At 61.1% G+C, this 13,618-nt stretch carries 19 protein-coding genes and 1 pseudogene; 10 read left to right on the forward strand and 10 right to left on the reverse strand.

From position 1 onward, the window contains the following. The 3 genes and pseudogenes from BLS57_RS19185 to BLS57_RS19195 all read right to left on the reverse strand — a co-directional run. Positions 1 to 380 (reverse strand): annotated as a pseudogene (locus BLS57_RS19185) (cytochrome P450); the annotation flags it as partial. A 3-nt stretch (positions 381 to 383) separates the two neighbouring features. Next, a complete protein-coding gene (gene lspA / locus BLS57_RS19190) occupies positions 384 to 884 on the reverse strand; it encodes a signal peptidase II (RefSeq protein WP_093744216.1) in 501 nt (166 codons plus the stop codon). Beyond that, positions 881 to 1,735, reverse strand: coding sequence for a cation efflux transmembrane domain-containing protein (locus BLS57_RS19195; protein ID WP_093744217.1), 855 nt, complete (start codon positions 1,733 to 1,735; stop codon positions 881 to 883). Before BLS57_RS19195 ends, lspA begins: the two co-directional genes overlap by 4 nt. A 56-nt stretch (positions 1,736 to 1,791) precedes the next feature. On the opposite strand from BLS57_RS19195, the gene BLS57_RS19200 reads away from it, so the two are divergent. The 7 genes from BLS57_RS19200 to BLS57_RS19230 all read left to right on the forward strand — a co-directional run bounded on the left by BLS57_RS19200 (position 1,792) and on the right by BLS57_RS19230 (position 4,911). Then, positions 1,792 to 2,136 (forward strand): ArsR/SmtB family transcription factor, encoded by a 345-nt coding sequence (locus BLS57_RS19200; RefSeq protein ID WP_093744218.1) that lies wholly within the window; start codon positions 1,792 to 1,794, stop codon positions 2,134 to 2,136. Between the two features lie 184 nt (positions 2,137 to 2,320). Next, positions 2,321 to 2,893 (forward strand): recombinase family protein, encoded by a 573-nt coding sequence (locus BLS57_RS19205; RefSeq protein ID WP_093744219.1) that lies wholly within the window; start codon positions 2,321 to 2,323, stop codon positions 2,891 to 2,893. After that, on the forward strand, positions 2,880 to 3,134 hold the full coding sequence (locus BLS57_RS19210) for a WGR domain-containing protein (protein WP_093744220.1): 255 nt from the start codon (positions 2,880 to 2,882) through the stop codon (positions 3,132 to 3,134). The genes BLS57_RS19205 and BLS57_RS19210 overlap by 14 nt, the downstream gene beginning before the upstream one ends. A gap of 118 nt (positions 3,135 to 3,252) precedes the next feature. Then, the gene (locus BLS57_RS19215) at positions 3,253 to 3,504 is read left to right on the forward strand and encodes a ribbon-helix-helix domain-containing protein (protein ID WP_093744221.1); all 252 of its coding nucleotides are present in this window, start codon (positions 3,253 to 3,255) and stop codon (positions 3,502 to 3,504) included. Further along, positions 3,491 to 3,793 carry a type II toxin-antitoxin system RelE/ParE family toxin gene (locus BLS57_RS19220; protein WP_093744222.1) on the forward strand — a complete coding sequence of 101 codons (303 nt, stop codon included), beginning with the start codon at positions 3,491 to 3,493 and terminating at the stop codon, positions 3,791 to 3,793. The genes BLS57_RS19215 and BLS57_RS19220 overlap by 14 nt, the downstream gene beginning before the upstream one ends. A gap of 81 nt (positions 3,794 to 3,874) precedes the next feature. Then, a complete protein-coding gene (locus tag BLS57_RS19225; RefSeq protein WP_093744223.1) occupies positions 3,875 to 4,603 on the forward strand; it encodes a ParA family protein in 729 nt (242 codons plus the stop codon). Next, positions 4,600 to 4,911, forward strand: a complete 312-nt coding sequence (locus tag BLS57_RS19230; protein ID WP_093744224.1) for a hypothetical protein — start codon at positions 4,600 to 4,602, stop codon at positions 4,909 to 4,911. The genes BLS57_RS19225 and BLS57_RS19230 overlap by 4 nt, the downstream gene beginning before the upstream one ends. Here BLS57_RS19230 and trfA read toward each other — a convergent pair. The 4 genes from trfA to BLS57_RS19250 form a co-directional block, all read right to left on the reverse strand. Continuing rightward, on the reverse strand, positions 4,908 to 5,948 hold the full coding sequence (trfA, locus tag BLS57_RS19235) for a plasmid replication initiator TrfA (protein ID WP_093744225.1): 1,041 nt from the start codon (positions 5,946 to 5,948) through the stop codon (positions 4,908 to 4,910). The two genes, BLS57_RS19230 and trfA, sit on opposite strands and share 4 nt — an antisense overlap. Before the next feature lie 229 nt (positions 5,949 to 6,177). Next, positions 6,178 to 6,726 (reverse strand): hypothetical protein, encoded by a 549-nt coding sequence (locus tag BLS57_RS19240; RefSeq protein ID WP_093744226.1) that lies wholly within the window; start codon positions 6,724 to 6,726, stop codon positions 6,178 to 6,180. Between the two features lie 20 nt (positions 6,727 to 6,746). Next, the gene (locus tag BLS57_RS19245; RefSeq protein ID WP_093744227.1) at positions 6,747 to 8,372 is read right to left on the reverse strand and encodes a type IV secretory system conjugative DNA transfer family protein; all 1,626 of its coding nucleotides are present in this window, start codon (positions 8,370 to 8,372) and stop codon (positions 6,747 to 6,749) included. Then, positions 8,372 to 8,659 (reverse strand): mobilization protein, encoded by a 288-nt coding sequence (locus BLS57_RS19250; protein WP_093744233.1) that lies wholly within the window; start codon positions 8,657 to 8,659, stop codon positions 8,372 to 8,374. The genes BLS57_RS19245 and BLS57_RS19250 overlap by 1 nt, the downstream gene beginning before the upstream one ends. A 664-nt stretch (positions 8,660 to 9,323) precedes the next feature. On the opposite strand from BLS57_RS19250, the gene mobQ reads away from it, so the two are divergent. Then, the gene (gene mobQ, locus BLS57_RS19260; RefSeq protein WP_093744229.1) at positions 9,324 to 10,619 is read left to right on the forward strand and encodes a MobQ family relaxase; all 1,296 of its coding nucleotides are present in this window, start codon (positions 9,324 to 9,326) and stop codon (positions 10,617 to 10,619) included. Positions 10,620 to 10,703: 84 nt separating this feature from the next. Continuing rightward, positions 10,704 to 11,054 carry an HAD family hydrolase gene (locus BLS57_RS19265; protein ID WP_244153744.1) on the forward strand — a complete coding sequence of 117 codons (351 nt, stop codon included), beginning with the start codon at positions 10,704 to 10,706 and terminating at the stop codon, positions 11,052 to 11,054. On the opposite strand, the gene BLS57_RS19270 is transcribed toward BLS57_RS19265, so the two are convergent. The 3 genes from BLS57_RS19270 to BLS57_RS19280 form a co-directional block, all read right to left on the reverse strand. Continuing rightward, positions 10,993 to 11,595, reverse strand: a complete 603-nt coding sequence (locus BLS57_RS19270) for a cation efflux transmembrane domain-containing protein (RefSeq protein ID WP_093744231.1) — start codon at positions 11,593 to 11,595, stop codon at positions 10,993 to 10,995. The two genes, BLS57_RS19265 and BLS57_RS19270, sit on opposite strands and share 62 nt — an antisense overlap. A gap of 275 nt (positions 11,596 to 11,870) precedes the next feature. Beyond that, entirely contained in the window at positions 11,871 to 12,350 is a 480-nt protein-coding gene (locus BLS57_RS19275; protein ID WP_167356477.1) for a copper chaperone PCu(A)C, read from the reverse strand. A 111-nt stretch (positions 12,351 to 12,461) separates the two neighbouring features. Further along, complete coding sequence (locus BLS57_RS19280; RefSeq protein ID WP_244153743.1) at positions 12,462 to 13,244, reverse strand: cytochrome P450; 783 nt, start codon at positions 13,242 to 13,244, stop codon at positions 12,462 to 12,464. A gap of 112 nt (positions 13,245 to 13,356) precedes the next feature. On the opposite strand from BLS57_RS19280, the gene BLS57_RS19285 reads away from it, so the two are divergent. Further along, the coding region (locus BLS57_RS19285; protein WP_004157301.1) for an IS6 family transposase at positions 13,357 to 13,618 on the forward strand (262 nt) is incomplete at its 3' end.

Here is a 13,618-nt window from a genome sequence, read left to right on the forward strand (position 1 = left end):
GCCTCCCAGTCCGGCGCATATTTGTCCAACATGTGAAGCGACGTGCCCTGAAGCGCGGCGATCCGCTCGGTCCCCATGAGTGACATGAACATCTTCTTGCGGTGCTGATGAGCAGCGCCGTCCAATCCCTGAACCCCGCCTTCCCCCAGCAGGGACTTCTGTATGCGGCCCGGCATCGAGCCCGCGCGGATCAGCCGATCCTCCCAATAGAAAACTTCCGCCGCCGCCGCGCCGGTCATGCAGATCGTCTCTTGAAGGAGGATGCGGGTTTCGAACAGGTCTGTGTCGAGTGCGCGGCAGGTCTCCGAAATGAACCCATATGGGTTGCGCAGCAGGGCAAGTGTGCTGTCAAAGCCTTTCGCAGATGGTATGCCGAACATGGGTTACACCCCCGTTGTGTTTTCCTTGCCTTGACCCTGACCAGGCTTGTCCGTCGCAGAGCGGAAGCTCTCCCAGAACAGTAGGGCCGCGCCGCAGAAAATCGTTACGTCCGCGAGATTGAAGGACGGCCAGTGGTATGATCCGTAATGGAAGTCGAGAAAGTCAGGAACGGCCTGATAGCGCAGCCGGTCGAGGACATTGCCGAGCGCGCCGCCGATGATCAGACCGAGAGCGGCAGCCGTCAGCCTGTCCGGCGCGCGCCACAACCAGATCAGCAGCCATGCCACGATTACGGCAGCAAGTGCGATGAGACCCCACCATGGCACGATCCCGCCCAACATACCGAAGCTGACGCCATCGTTCAGAACCCGCACGAGATTGAGAAAGGGCAGAACCTCGACTCCGCGCTCAAGCGCCGGGGCGTTCAGGGCAAGCGCCTTGATGCCCTGATCGAGACCGAACGCCGCGATGGCGCAAACTCCGCCCAGAACGCGGCCGTTCATGCAGTCGTCTTCAGATCGGCCCGCGCATCGCGAATGATCGCCCAGGACGAGTGCAGGAACAGTCCGGCGATGCCGAAGGCGACGATGAGGTCCGGCCAGGCGCTGCCCAGCCACGCCACGAGACCGGCGGCAACGACAACCGCCGCATTGCCGATGGCGTCGTTGCGAGAGAAAAGCCAGACGGCCCGCATGTTCGCGTCGCCCTTGCGGAACGGCAGCAGCGGCAGAACGGAGATGACGTTGACGACAAGGGCAATCATGCCAAGCAGGCCCATGAGACCCGCATCCGGCGTCGTCCGTTCGAAGATCCGGACGATGGTCGTGCCGAGGACGCCGAGACCGAGGAGCCCGAGGAAGATGCCCTGGATCAAGGCCGACCGTGCCCGCCAGGCGAGGCTCCAGCCGATGGCCAGCAGGCCAAGGAAGGTGATCGCGCCGTCGCCGATGAAATCGAGCGCATCGGCTTTCACGGCCTGTGACCCGGCGATGAACCCGCCGATCATTTCAACGACACCGTAGCCCACGTTCAGGATCACGACGATCCAGAGCGCGCGTCGGTAGGCCGGGTCCTGATGGGCGGGATTCGGCGGAATGTCTCCATCGCCCTCGATCCGGTCGAAGCCGTAGCCGGTCACCGCAACGGCCTTTTCGATGTCCGGCAGGCGCGCTTCGGGGGCGCTCAGTGTCATGATGTGCGTCGCCGCCGACACCTTCACATCGTCAGCCGCGACTCCGGCCGACTGCGCCGCCCGCTCGATCTGCGCGGCATCCTTCGCGCAGTCCATACCGGAAACCCGGTAACGGACGGGCGGAACATCTGCCGTCGATCCGGCACTTTCGGTGTTGGCCATGGTCGCGCTATTCCTGCTAGAATGAATTGAAGAAAAACGTATCAGCGAGGAGTGATATGGCCCAAATCGTCGATGACCGCAAGAGCGCGACCATCGAGCGACGGGCGAAGCTGTTCCGCGGCTTCGCGGACCCGAGCCGCCTGGCCATCCTCGGTGCACTTTGCAACGAGCCATTGGCCGTTCACGAGCTCGTCGAGCGGACGGAACTATCGCAACCCAACGTCTCCAACCACCTGAGATGCTTGCTGGACTGCGGACTTGTCGCGAGCGACCGCGATGGGCGCTTCATCCGCTACCGTATCAGCAGCCCGCGCATCACGGTTCTTCTGAGTGATGTGGACGCACTTCTCGACGTGGTCGCAGAGGGTGTCGAGGCGTGTGACAATTATCGTGGGGCATAAACGGTCAGTTGCGAGACACACCCCTGCCCTTTCGATCCAGCAAGACCCGTCAGCTACCCTCATAGCCAAGAAAAACAGGCTAACGAACGCCGAAGACCGCTCTGCCCTGCCCCATCGCCGACTGTTGCGAAAATATGTTGCGAATTATCTTGATTGAGCAACAAGAAAGCGCAACAATCTGCGCGTGAACCTTGGCTATGCTCGCATTTCCACAGATCGCGGTCAGGATACCGCCGCGCAGCTCGACGCGCTGCGTACCGCCGGGTGCGAGCGCGTGTTCGAAGAACGCGCGTCCGGTGGACGTTGGGATCGGCCGGAGCTGCACCGGATGCTCGACCAGCTCCGCGACGGCGACGTGGTGATCGTCTGGAAGCTCGACCGGCTGTCGCGGTCGCTGAAAGACTTGCTTTCCATCATGGAGAAGATAGATGCCGCCGGGGCCGGGTTCCGGTCACTGACCGAAGCCATAGACACTACGACCCCTGCTGGGCGCATGATGATGCAGATGGTTGGCGTCTTCGCCGAGTTCGAGCGCGAGATGATCCGTGAGCGCACGCGCGCCGGGTTGGAGCGCGCTCGCAAGAAGGGACGCCACCCAGGGCGCAAGCCGAAGCTCTCCGGCGACCAGCGCCGGGAAATCCGCGACCTAGTGCGATCCGGCAAGCGTACCGAGGCCGAAGCTGCACGCCTGTTCAATGTTCACCGGTCCACGATCAGCCGTGTCATGCGGGAGGCGTCACCCGATGCAGCAGCTTGAGATGTTTCCCGAGGATATCCGCATCGAGCGCGTGGATCACGACGTCAATATGTATCGCTTCTATCGGCTGCGCTTGATGCCGGACCTCTTCGGCGGCGTGTCGCTGTTACGTGAGTGGGGCCGCATCGGCACCCAGGGGCGGCACAGGATCGACTGTTTCGAGGATGCAGGCCGCGCCGCCGACGCGATGGTTGCGCTCTACCAGGCAAAGCAGAAGCGGGGCTACCAACTCTCGGGATGAGGTTTGGCCGCTTCTCCCCTACCCCACCCGGCTTGAACACGCTCGACTTGAGACACAGATACCGTGTGCAAGTTGGTCGTTTTTGGTGTATTATTGCACCAAGCTATAGGAGATCGTTATGCCCAGACAGACCATTACGCTCAGCGACCCAAACCATGCCTGGTTGCAGGCGCGGGTTGAGAGTGGCGAGTTCAAAACCCAAACCGAAGCTGTTAACGACGCATTGCGTCGCGCCCGAGAGATCGAGAACGGCGTGGAAGAGATCAGAGCGAAACTCATTCGTGCAGAGCAACGCGGTTTCACCGATATGACCCCTGACCAGATTCTCAAAGAATCCAAGGAAGAATTGCGCAAAAATGGGGACTTATAGGCTTTCAGAGGAAGCGAAAGACGACCTGATAGGTATCCACCAGTATGGTGTAAGAAAATTTGGCGAAGCACGGGCTGATGCATATTTCTGGCAGATCATTGAAAGGTTCGATGTGCTGGGCGAGACCCCGCTGCTCTACCAAGAAGTGCCGGAAATCCGCGAAGGCTACCGGCGCAGCGTCTGCGGGGTGCATTCGATCTATTATCGGCTCGATGGCGACAATGTTGAGATCATGGCCATCCTAAGATCGCAGGATGCAGCCTTGCGCTTTGGAAGGTCGAAGCCATGATGCTTCAGCGTTAAAAATAACTTTAGAGTTAAAGATGTAGTTAGGGTTGACTTTATCTCTAACTTTGCCATTGTTGTGTGTATGTACGTAATCACCTTCGCAAACCCGAAAGGCGGGTCGGGGAAAACGACTTCCGCCATGCTCCTTGCCGAACAGATCGCCCTTTCGGGCGGTCGGGTGTCCATTCTCGATCTTGACCCAAATGCCAACATTCTTGCTTGGTCTGAAGGCAGGCAGGCGGCGGGACGCGATGTGCCTTTTGCTGTTCATGCGCGGCCGCAGGCCGAGGACACGGTAGAACTGATTGATCAACTTGCTGACGAAGCTGATTATCTGATCATCGACTTGGAAGGATCGAAAGATCAGGTCGTCACCTTCGCGCTTTCCCGAACGGACCTTTGCGTTATCCCGCTCGACGGTTCGCCCATGGAGGCTCGACAGGCGGCTGCGGCCGTTCGGCTTGTGCAGACCACATCGAGCATGATCCGCGCACCAATAGCATATTCGCTGCTGTTCACGCGAACCAACGCAGCCTTCCAAACCACGGATGAACGCGACGTGCGGCAAGAGATGGAGATCAATAACATCCCGACTTTGCCGATCCGCATCGCAAAACGTGCGCCCTATACCCGCATCTTTCGCGATGGGGTGCTTCTGGCGGAATTGCCCGACATCGTTACGAACGAGCATCAAGGCAAGACGGCATCTGTTACAGACAAAGCCCTAAAGCAGGTGGCCGGAGCCATTGAGAACGCCCGTGATTATGCTCAGGCTGTCATTCATGCTCTCACGAAAGAGAGAGCAGCATGAGCAAGTATGGATTTGACGGCGGTATCGACCTCCCCAACCCCTCCGAGTCTTCAAAGACGCGGCCCAAAGCCGAACCGGGTTCTGTTGAGAAGGCCGTCGAGGCTGGCAAATCCCTCGGCTTTGTCAGCCGGGACGCTTCCACACGGCTGAAACCCGGCCCGAAGCGTAGGGAGCCCCAAGACAAGGTTTCGATTCCGGGACCGAAACGTGTTGTCGACAAATTCCGGGCATTCTGCCAGGACCGCGACCTCACGCTCTGGCAGGGACTTGAACTGTTGCTTTCAGAGAAGCAAAGCGGGTCAGATTAGGGACGGCCGCGTTTCTCGAAGACCTTCTTGCAGAACCCGATGAAGGCGGCGTTGGGGTTGCGGGGCGGTACCGTCATCCACTCTCGCCATTCCTGTTCGAGGACATATACATCCCATCCCGGCGCGACCGCCCGCGCGTCATGGTAGGCTTCCGGGTCGAGCCGTATGTGCAAGGGGGTAGGGGAAGCGATTCCCGCTTGATCGCTGCGCCGGTTGGTGAAGATCACCATGTCGTTTTCCATCCTCACAGCGTAGTCAGGCATGTGGGCATGTTGCCCATCTTGGCGCACGATACTCATGACCAGGCGGCGAAACTCTTTTGCAGTAGAGCAGGAGCCGCACTTGGCTTGCAGCTTCGCCAGCCCGATCTTCCATTCCTGCTTTGCCCCACAATGTTTTCGGGCAAGCTCATAGATGCGTCGCTCCAACGGTTTGCGCAGACGGAAATAATCACGGTGCAAGGTCAGCACCTCACGATGCCGGATGGCGTTGAATACCCAATCCGAAAGCCTGATTTCCACCTCCTGCATCCGTCCGTCGCGTGTCTCACGAACGATCCTGAATCGGTCAATCAGTCCGAAGCCATCGAACTCTTCCTTGCCGCCAGTGATAAGATTGGTTGTGATCACCGTGCCCTGAAGACGTTCCAGGGCAGCCCTGAGCTGTTCATACCCGCGCCCGTCCGTTCCTCGATTAGTGGCCTTCAGTATGTCATATGCTCTGAAGCGAATGATCGGGCTGACCTCACGTTCTTCATTCAGCGCTGCGATGCATTGGCTGATGCAGTAAATCAGCACATCACGGTCATGGACCGTCGCCAGGCCCTTCATCGAGGGCGTAATCTCAACAAAATTCTGTCCGTTCTCATACCGCCGAATCCGTCGGTCCGGCTTGGTCGATATTGAGAAGATCGGGTGTTCCATCGACGCCATGTCACCTTTAGGCGCAGCATCAAAGATGTCGCAGACAAAGAAGTCCGCTTGCTGCATCCGATCCGGCAGGAGCGGAGATCGAGAGTTCGTGTTTTCACCCACCATTCGCCCACATTCGTGTTTTCACACACCAAGGTCAAGAGATTCGTGCTTTTACACACCATCTTTCGTGTTATCACCCACCGTCTTTCGTGCTTTTACACACCGAGCGACTAAAGAAAACTATATATTTCAGTTGGATAGAGGCAATCACTCAGGGCGTAACACAGATTCTAACACATATTTAACACCCAGAATGGCGCGTTGAATTGACCCGCAGCGCCCCAGATTCTGTTCAACGCTGGTAGAACACGCAGGCGTTGACGCCCTCTGTTGTGGCCGTCCATGTCGCCCCGAGGACAGCGCATGTGGAGGGGGTGCTGGCTAAGAAACGGGGCAGGGCGACGGTCATCGCCAAAGCCAGAACGAGCGCACCCAGACCGAACCAGGGCCAGTAGGATTTCCAGCGCTCCAGCCTTTCTTCCCGGTCCCGGATATTGCGGAGAAGGTTGCCGCGATCCTCGCTGGCCTGATCGAGGACGGCAGCCGTCTTGTTCGTTCGCAGGTCCAGATGATTGACCGTGCGGTCGAGACGCTGGAGCGTGTCCAAGAGGCGCGCCTCGACGGCCTGTCCGATCCGGTCGCCGAACCCGGCGGGATCATTCTGGCTCTGCACGGTCACGGCCGCTCGCCGCGCCTCGTTCGCCGCCGTGGTCGCACGGTTGATCGCCTTGGTCTGATCCTCCACTTGGTCGGACAGGTTCAGCGCCAGGCTCGCCAGCCGGTCGAGCGTTTCGCGCAGCTCATCGTCGGAGAGGGCAGGGAGGTCGGGCTGGTCAGACATGGGCGGTTTCCTTTTCGGGGTCAGGCGTCCTGCGGGACGAACAGCCTCTTGAACTCGGGGTCGGCGTAGTAGCGCAGCTTTTGGGCGAGGGCCGAGGGTTGGCCCTGAACGCGCAGAAGCTGCAACTCGGGCGGCATCTGCATGATTTCATCGGGGGTCAGCAGATCGCGGCCCGTGAGGTTGTTGGAGAAGCTGGGGCTGTCGCCCGGCTTGTAGCTGTCCGTCTGGAAGCCCGTGGTTTCCTGGCCGATCATCTGGCTCAGCCATTTGGCGGTCTCGAAATCATTCACGCCGAAGACCTGTTGCACCCCGGCATTGGCAATGAAGGTGCCCGCGCGTTCGCCGTAGAGGTCTTTGAGCTGGCTCATGTCCTGCAGGATGGGCCAGAGCTGGAGGCCATAGCCCGCCATCAGTCCCATGGCGCGCTCCACAGCCTCCAGACGGCCCAGAGCCGCAAACTCATCCAGCAGGAAGAGGGCAGGGGCCTTGAGGCGCTGAGAAGCGCCCTGAGCGCCTACAGAGGCCTCAGCGTCCCGTGCGATGTCCTGGAGGGCCTGAGAGACCAGGAGGCGCAGCCAGCGGCTGTAGGCGTCCATCCGGTTCGGTGGCAGCACCAGAAACACCGAGGTGATCCGGTGGCGCAGATCGGAGAAGTGGAAATCCGACCGCGACGTGACTTTGGCAATGCGCGGGCTGTCCAGAAAGTGCGTGTGGCGCTGTGCGTTCGACAGGACCGAGGCGGCTTCGCGATCCGCCTTGCCAAGGAAGCGGTTGGCGGCGCGGGCAATCAGACCACCCGCCGCATCGCTGTCCTGCATCAGCTCCAGCAGCGCGCGCAGCTTTTCCGGGGGCAGGGTGAGATATTCCCGGACGGTGGCCAGGCAGCGCCGGTCGCGGTCCTCGTGGCAGACGCAGAACATGATCAGCCCGCCAAGGATGGCTTTGGCTTCCTCGTTCCAATGCGCTTCCGTCACCTGTCCCGGCGGGTCCATCACCAGCGCCACTGTCAGGGAGGCCGCATCCTCGCCCAGATCGAGGCTGTCCGGCGTCAGCCGGTCGAGCGGGTTGTAGGCGGCGGATGGCATCCCCGAAACGTCGAAGGGATCGAGGACATGGGTGGTCCCGAACCGCCGCCGGGCTTCCCCGGCGATCCGGGCATTCTCGCCCTTGGGGTCGATGACCAGCACCGAGCGTTCAACTGCCAGCAGGTTCGGGATCACCGTGCCGACGCCTTTCCCGGCCCGCGTCGGGGCGAGGGTGATCAGATGGGCGGGGCCGTCATAGCGCAGCAGCCGCCCGGTCCCCGGATTGCGCCCGATCAGGAGGCCGTCATTCCCCTGAAGCTTCTTCAGCTCCTTACGGCTGGCGAAGCGGGCCGAGCCGTGACTGTCGCCCGTCAGACCGAAGAAGGCATCGGCCCCGGAGGTCTTGCGCCAGTATTGGAACCCGAAGACCGCGCCGATGAAGACAGGTGGCGCGATGATGATCCATTCCCAGGCAGAGTGACCAAGCGGAGGTCCGAAGGCTGTCATGGCCACGACGCCCCCGATGATGAACCCGATCATCCAGCCCAACAGGATGGGCGTGAAGATCAGCCGACCGAAGAACCGGAACAGTCCGTCAAAGAGGCGGATCACGCCCCGCATCAGGACGGCGTTTCCGGGTCAGAACTGGACGGGGCAGGGGAGGGGGCATCCCAATCCGCGAAGGCCTTGCGGTCCTGTTCGCGGGGGAGGTTGCGGATCAGCCGGTCGAGCATGGCGGCGGCACTGGAATCCCTTTCCGCCAGATCGAGGAGCGCCCCGCCCAGGATCACCTTGCGCCGCGTGTCGAGTTTACGCTGTCTGGTGCTTTCCCGGTTCTTCAGTGCCTGAAGACGGGCCTTGGCCTGGGCATATCGTTTCTCGGCGCGTTCAAGTTCTGTTTCTGCCAAATCTCTACCCTCGCCACCAAACATTCTTGTGGTTGAAGTTGTTCTTGCCAGATCAACCGATAGCGCTTACCCGTAGGCCTGTAAAGGACAAGGGCGCACTTATGCAAACTCTCCACCTGCGGTTCCGAGATTTGCGTGCGATCTCTCCGGGGCAAAGCCCCAGCCGATGGCAGACCCCTTCGATGCGGAGCGCATCGACATGGAAGGGCGCGCCGCCCCTTCCAAACCTTCCCAGCCCAACCTTGGCGGTTGGATCGCGTCCAGTCTCTTCGCACCAGCGTCCCGACCGATGCCCCTCTACGGGGGCCGGTTTGCCGCTGGCGTCTCCGTTCCGGGAGGCGTGGATCACCGGACCTGCCGGTGTCGATCCACGCCGGGTTTGCCCCCGGCAAACCGCCCGTGAGCTGCCTCATGGTCCCGCCCCCTACGAGGCTGGGGATCATGAGGCAGCTCACGGGCAAGCCCGCGCCTCAGCCACCCTGCGGGCGGTTTCGGGCGGGCTGTCTTTTCCCCTCCGGCCCCAGCGTTGTGGGGCGCGGGCCTACGGGGAAAAGACGGCTGACCGGACAGCCCATGTCGGGGCATTGGCCGGGGTCAGCAGCGGCGCTTGTCGGCAGCGGTGCGACCGCGCACTGCGAAATCGTCTCCGTCGAGGGGTGCGCTGATGGCCAGCTACCACCTCTCCGTGAAGACGATCAAACGCAGCGCCGGACGCACCGCGACGGCGGCAGCGGCCTATCGTGTCGGCGAGCGCATCGAGTGCCAGCGCGAGGGGCGTATCCACGACTACACCCGCAAGCAGGGCATCGAGGAGACCTTCATCGTCGCCCCCGAGCATGCCCCGGCCTGGGCGCAGGATCGGTCCGCGCTCTGGAACGCGGCCGAGGCCAGCGAGACCCGCCGCAACTCCGTCACGGCCCGCGAGTGGGAGCTGGCCCTGCCGTCCGAGATCAGCGCCGAGGACCGGTCGCAGATCACCCGGAAATTCGCCGAGGAGCTGGTCAGCCGCTACGGCGTGGCGGTCGATGTGGCGATCCATGCGCCGCACCGGGAAGGCGACCAGCGCAACCACCACGCCCATGTCCTGACCAGCACCCGCAAGCTGGAGGCCGAGGGCTTTACAGCCAAAACGCGGGTGCTGGATTCCGCAAAGACCGGCGGTGTCGAGATCGAGCAGATGCGCGGCCTTTGGGCCGAGTTGCAGAACCGTGCGCTGGAGCGTGTCGGGGAGGTTGAGCGGGTCGATCACCGGTCGCTTGAGAAGCAGCGCGAGACGGCGCTGGATCGTGGCGACAAGCTGTCTGCCGAGGAACTGGACCGCGACCCGGAGCTGAAGCTGGGGCCAGCGGCCAATTCCATGGAACGGCGCGCGAAGGCGATGGCTGCGCGGGAGGGCCGGGAGTATGTGCCGGTGACGGAGCGCGGGGCCGTGGTCCATGCCGCCCGCCAGGCCCGCGCCGCGTTTCGCGACATGCGCGAGCGGCTGGAGCTGGCGCGGGAGACTTACGGCATCGAGCGCGAGGCGGGGCAGGGGCGCGTGTCGGCCGGTCTGGCGGCGCTCAGGGCGGCGACATCTAAAGAGCGGAGTGGCGGGCGCGAGAAAGGGGATTTTCGGGACCGGTTGGCGCAGGTTGTGGGCCGGTCACGGGACCAGGACGACACGCCAAAGCCGGAAGGCCGCAATTATGCGCGTGAGCGGCTGAAGGAGATCATGGAGAAAGACGACGGGCGGGACGGCCAGACGGCGGTTCACAAGCTGGACGGTCACAGCGAGTATGAGCTTGGTCAGGAGGCCGGGCGCGGGGAGCGCAGGCCGTCCATGAAGGAGCGTCTGGAGGGCGTGCTGAACAGGCCGCGCGAGCGATTGGAGATCGAGGACACGCCGAAGAAGGACCGGGAAGCAGAGAACGAGCGGGAGATCGACAGGGACACGGATCGTGACCGTGGCCTCAGTCATTGACACTGGACGGAATCAAGAGACTGGCCGGAGGCGCTTGGAGCCAAGGTCACAGCCCTGACAAAACTCAAGGTGCTGGGGGAGTTGGTGATCGAGACCTGTTCGGTCGCGATGCGCCTTGGCATGGCGGACATCTGGACCTGGCTGCGCGGCGAGGGGCTGCGTCTGGCCGTCTGTTCAAACCTATCCAGCGACCATGTTGCGGCCTTGCGGGACACGCTGCCCGGACAGCCGGAGGTGCTGTCCTGCAAGGTCGGGGCGATCAAGCCGGAGCCAGCGATCTATGCGCGGGTGGACGGGTTGCAGATCAAGGTGGATAAGGTGCTGTTCGTCGGGGACACGCCGCGCGCCGACATTGAGGGGTCGCAGGCGGCGGTCATTCATCATCCCCATGCACAGCCTTGTGGTGCTCGCGACGGGCGTCGCGGAGAATTTTGACCCCACCCCAGATGAATATACCGGCAACGGCGACGCCGACGGCCAAGTCCGGCCAGTTGGAGCCCAGCCACCAAACGAGTCCTCCGGCAACGAGGATGCCGCCATTCGCCGCGAAATCGTTCCAGCTGAACGTATTCGCAGCGCGGACGTTGACGTCGGGATCGTCTATCCTGTTCAGAAGCCAGACGCAGATCACGTTCACGATGGCCGCAATCACCGACATCACGATCATCAACCCGCCGAGCGGCTCTGATCCGGCGTAATAGCGCCGGACCGCGTCCACCAAAACCCCAATCGCGAACAGCAGCAGCATTCCCCCGGAGACGTTTGCGGCCGCTCGTTTCCACTTGTCCGTCCGCGTCAACGCGAAGAGACTGATGGCATAGACGACCGTGTCGGAAGTGTTGTCCAGCCCGTTGGCGATCAGACCGCTGGAATCCCCGATGGCTCCGGTAATGAAGAATCCTATGGCAATCGCCAGATTCAGCAGCAGCACGATCCACAGTGCGCGTCTTGCCGATGCGTTCTTTTGCTCTGCCATGTAACGTCCGACCTTCAAGCTAGAATTTCGTTACTGTATTAACTTGAGGGCGTCGTTTAGGTTCCAGCCTGGACCGGCTTAGATCGGCCATGACCCCGGTCGGTTCGCTAGAATGTATCTCTCAGTTAACGGGTTCACGATTTTGAGATCGGCGGGCGTTTGAAGCCCCGGCGGGTGAAGGTTTTACAAAGCCGAGAAATGCAGCCATCGGAGGCGTCCACGTGAAAACGGTCGTCTGTCCGATTGCTGCTATTCCGAACAGATTTTTATCGAGCCTAACCACCTGGTCCACGTGCCGTGGCACCGAGGATCGGCACCTCAATCGTGAGTTCGTCCATGTCGTAGAATTTTAGCCGGAGCGGGAACGATTGGCCTTCCAGCAGGGGTTTTTCCAAATCAATCATCATCACATGGAAGCCTCCCGGTTCGAGCGTAAGCGTCACGCCGGGCTCGATAGTCGCGGTAGGTAACGCGCTCATTCTGGCAACGCCTTTGGTATCAACCTCAGTCTTGTGCAGCGCAACAATTGAAGCGAGGTCGGTTCGGGCATCGATAAGCCGCAAAGGTTCGGGGGTCGTATTTCGCACCGAAAAATATGCGGTACCGACACCGCCCTGCTCGGCGGCCGGCGCCCAGGCATTCTCCACGACAGCGTCTCCATCGGCCGTCTGTTGCGCCGTCGCATGGGCGGGAGGAATGAGTAATGTCGCGACCAAGGCGCTACACCCCAACTTGGAAAGAAAAGTTTTACTCACGGGACCAGATCGTTTGGGCATTTGGATGAAATTTCTCGATACAGATCATATTCTGGATTCTTCGCACAGAATGCGCGGAGACGTTTTTTTACGAAGATCATGGCGGCACGCTCAGGATCCATTTCGACGCTTTATGTTGCGCAGGGTGAACCGGGTTTTCGGCAGAGGCGGCAACTGTCCGGTGTCCAGTTTCAGATTCTGATCTGGCACATCGTAGTCGATCTCATTCACAAGATATCTGCAAAACGCCTTCATCTGGCTGATCGCGATCCATTCACCGGGACAGCGATGGTTCGTGTAGTGGTCGCCGCCGCCCTGTGGAATGAAGTCATAGGGGTTTTCGGCGCGGTCACGAAACCGGTCGGGCCGGAACTCCAGCGGCGCATCCCATGAACGCGGATCGGTGTTTGTACCATAGAGGTCGAGCAGAACCCTGCACCCTTCCGGAAAGTGATACCCGCGCCACTCGAATGCGCTTTTTACCCGTGCCGTGACCGCAGGAAAGAACGGATACAGACGGCGGACCTCTTGCACGAAAGGTTCAAGCTGTCCCTCGTCGTCCTTCAGCTTTCGCCGCCATTCGGGATGCCGATGTAAAGCATGCGCCGCCTGAACTATGAACACGGATACCGCGACGGTCGGGCGCAGGACATTCAACAGCTCTACGGCGGCCACCCTGGGGGTCAACAACTCCCCATCGAGATCGCGCCATGTCGCGATGATATGAAGGGCACTTTCCTGCGTCGGCTGAAGCTCACCATCGCGGACCTGTTGGATTAGCCGTGCTGCCCATTTTTCCAGGCGGTGGCGCGCCAGACGCGCGCGCCAGTGTTTGGGGCCAAGGGCCCCGGCGTCCTGAAAAAGCGCTGTAAGCTGCGCCGTTCGGGTCGCCACCTCAGCTTCATTAAGCGGCACCCCGGCCCAGGTGCAGACAGCTCTTGTGAGGGCTCTGTTGCAAAAATCGTGAAGCTTGAGCATGCTTGGCGGAGATTGGACGGACGGAACGATGACGGATTTCAAGTGGCGCCATTTCCAGGGTGATGTGATCCTGTGGGCGGTGCGCTGGTATTGTCGCTATCCGATCAGCTATCGCGACCTTGAGGAAATGCTGGCGGAACGCGGCATTTCGGTCGACCATACGACGATCTATCGCTGGGTCCAGTGCTACGCCCCGGAGATGGAGAAGCGGCTGCGCTGGTTCTGGCGGCGTGGCTTTGATCCGAGCTGGCGCCTGGATGAAACCTACGTCAAGGTGCGGGGCAAGTGGA

Source organism: Sulfitobacter delicatus, assembly GCF_900102535.1.
GTDB classification, from domain to species: Bacteria; Pseudomonadota; Alphaproteobacteria; order Rhodobacterales; family Rhodobacteraceae; genus Sulfitobacter; species Sulfitobacter delicatus.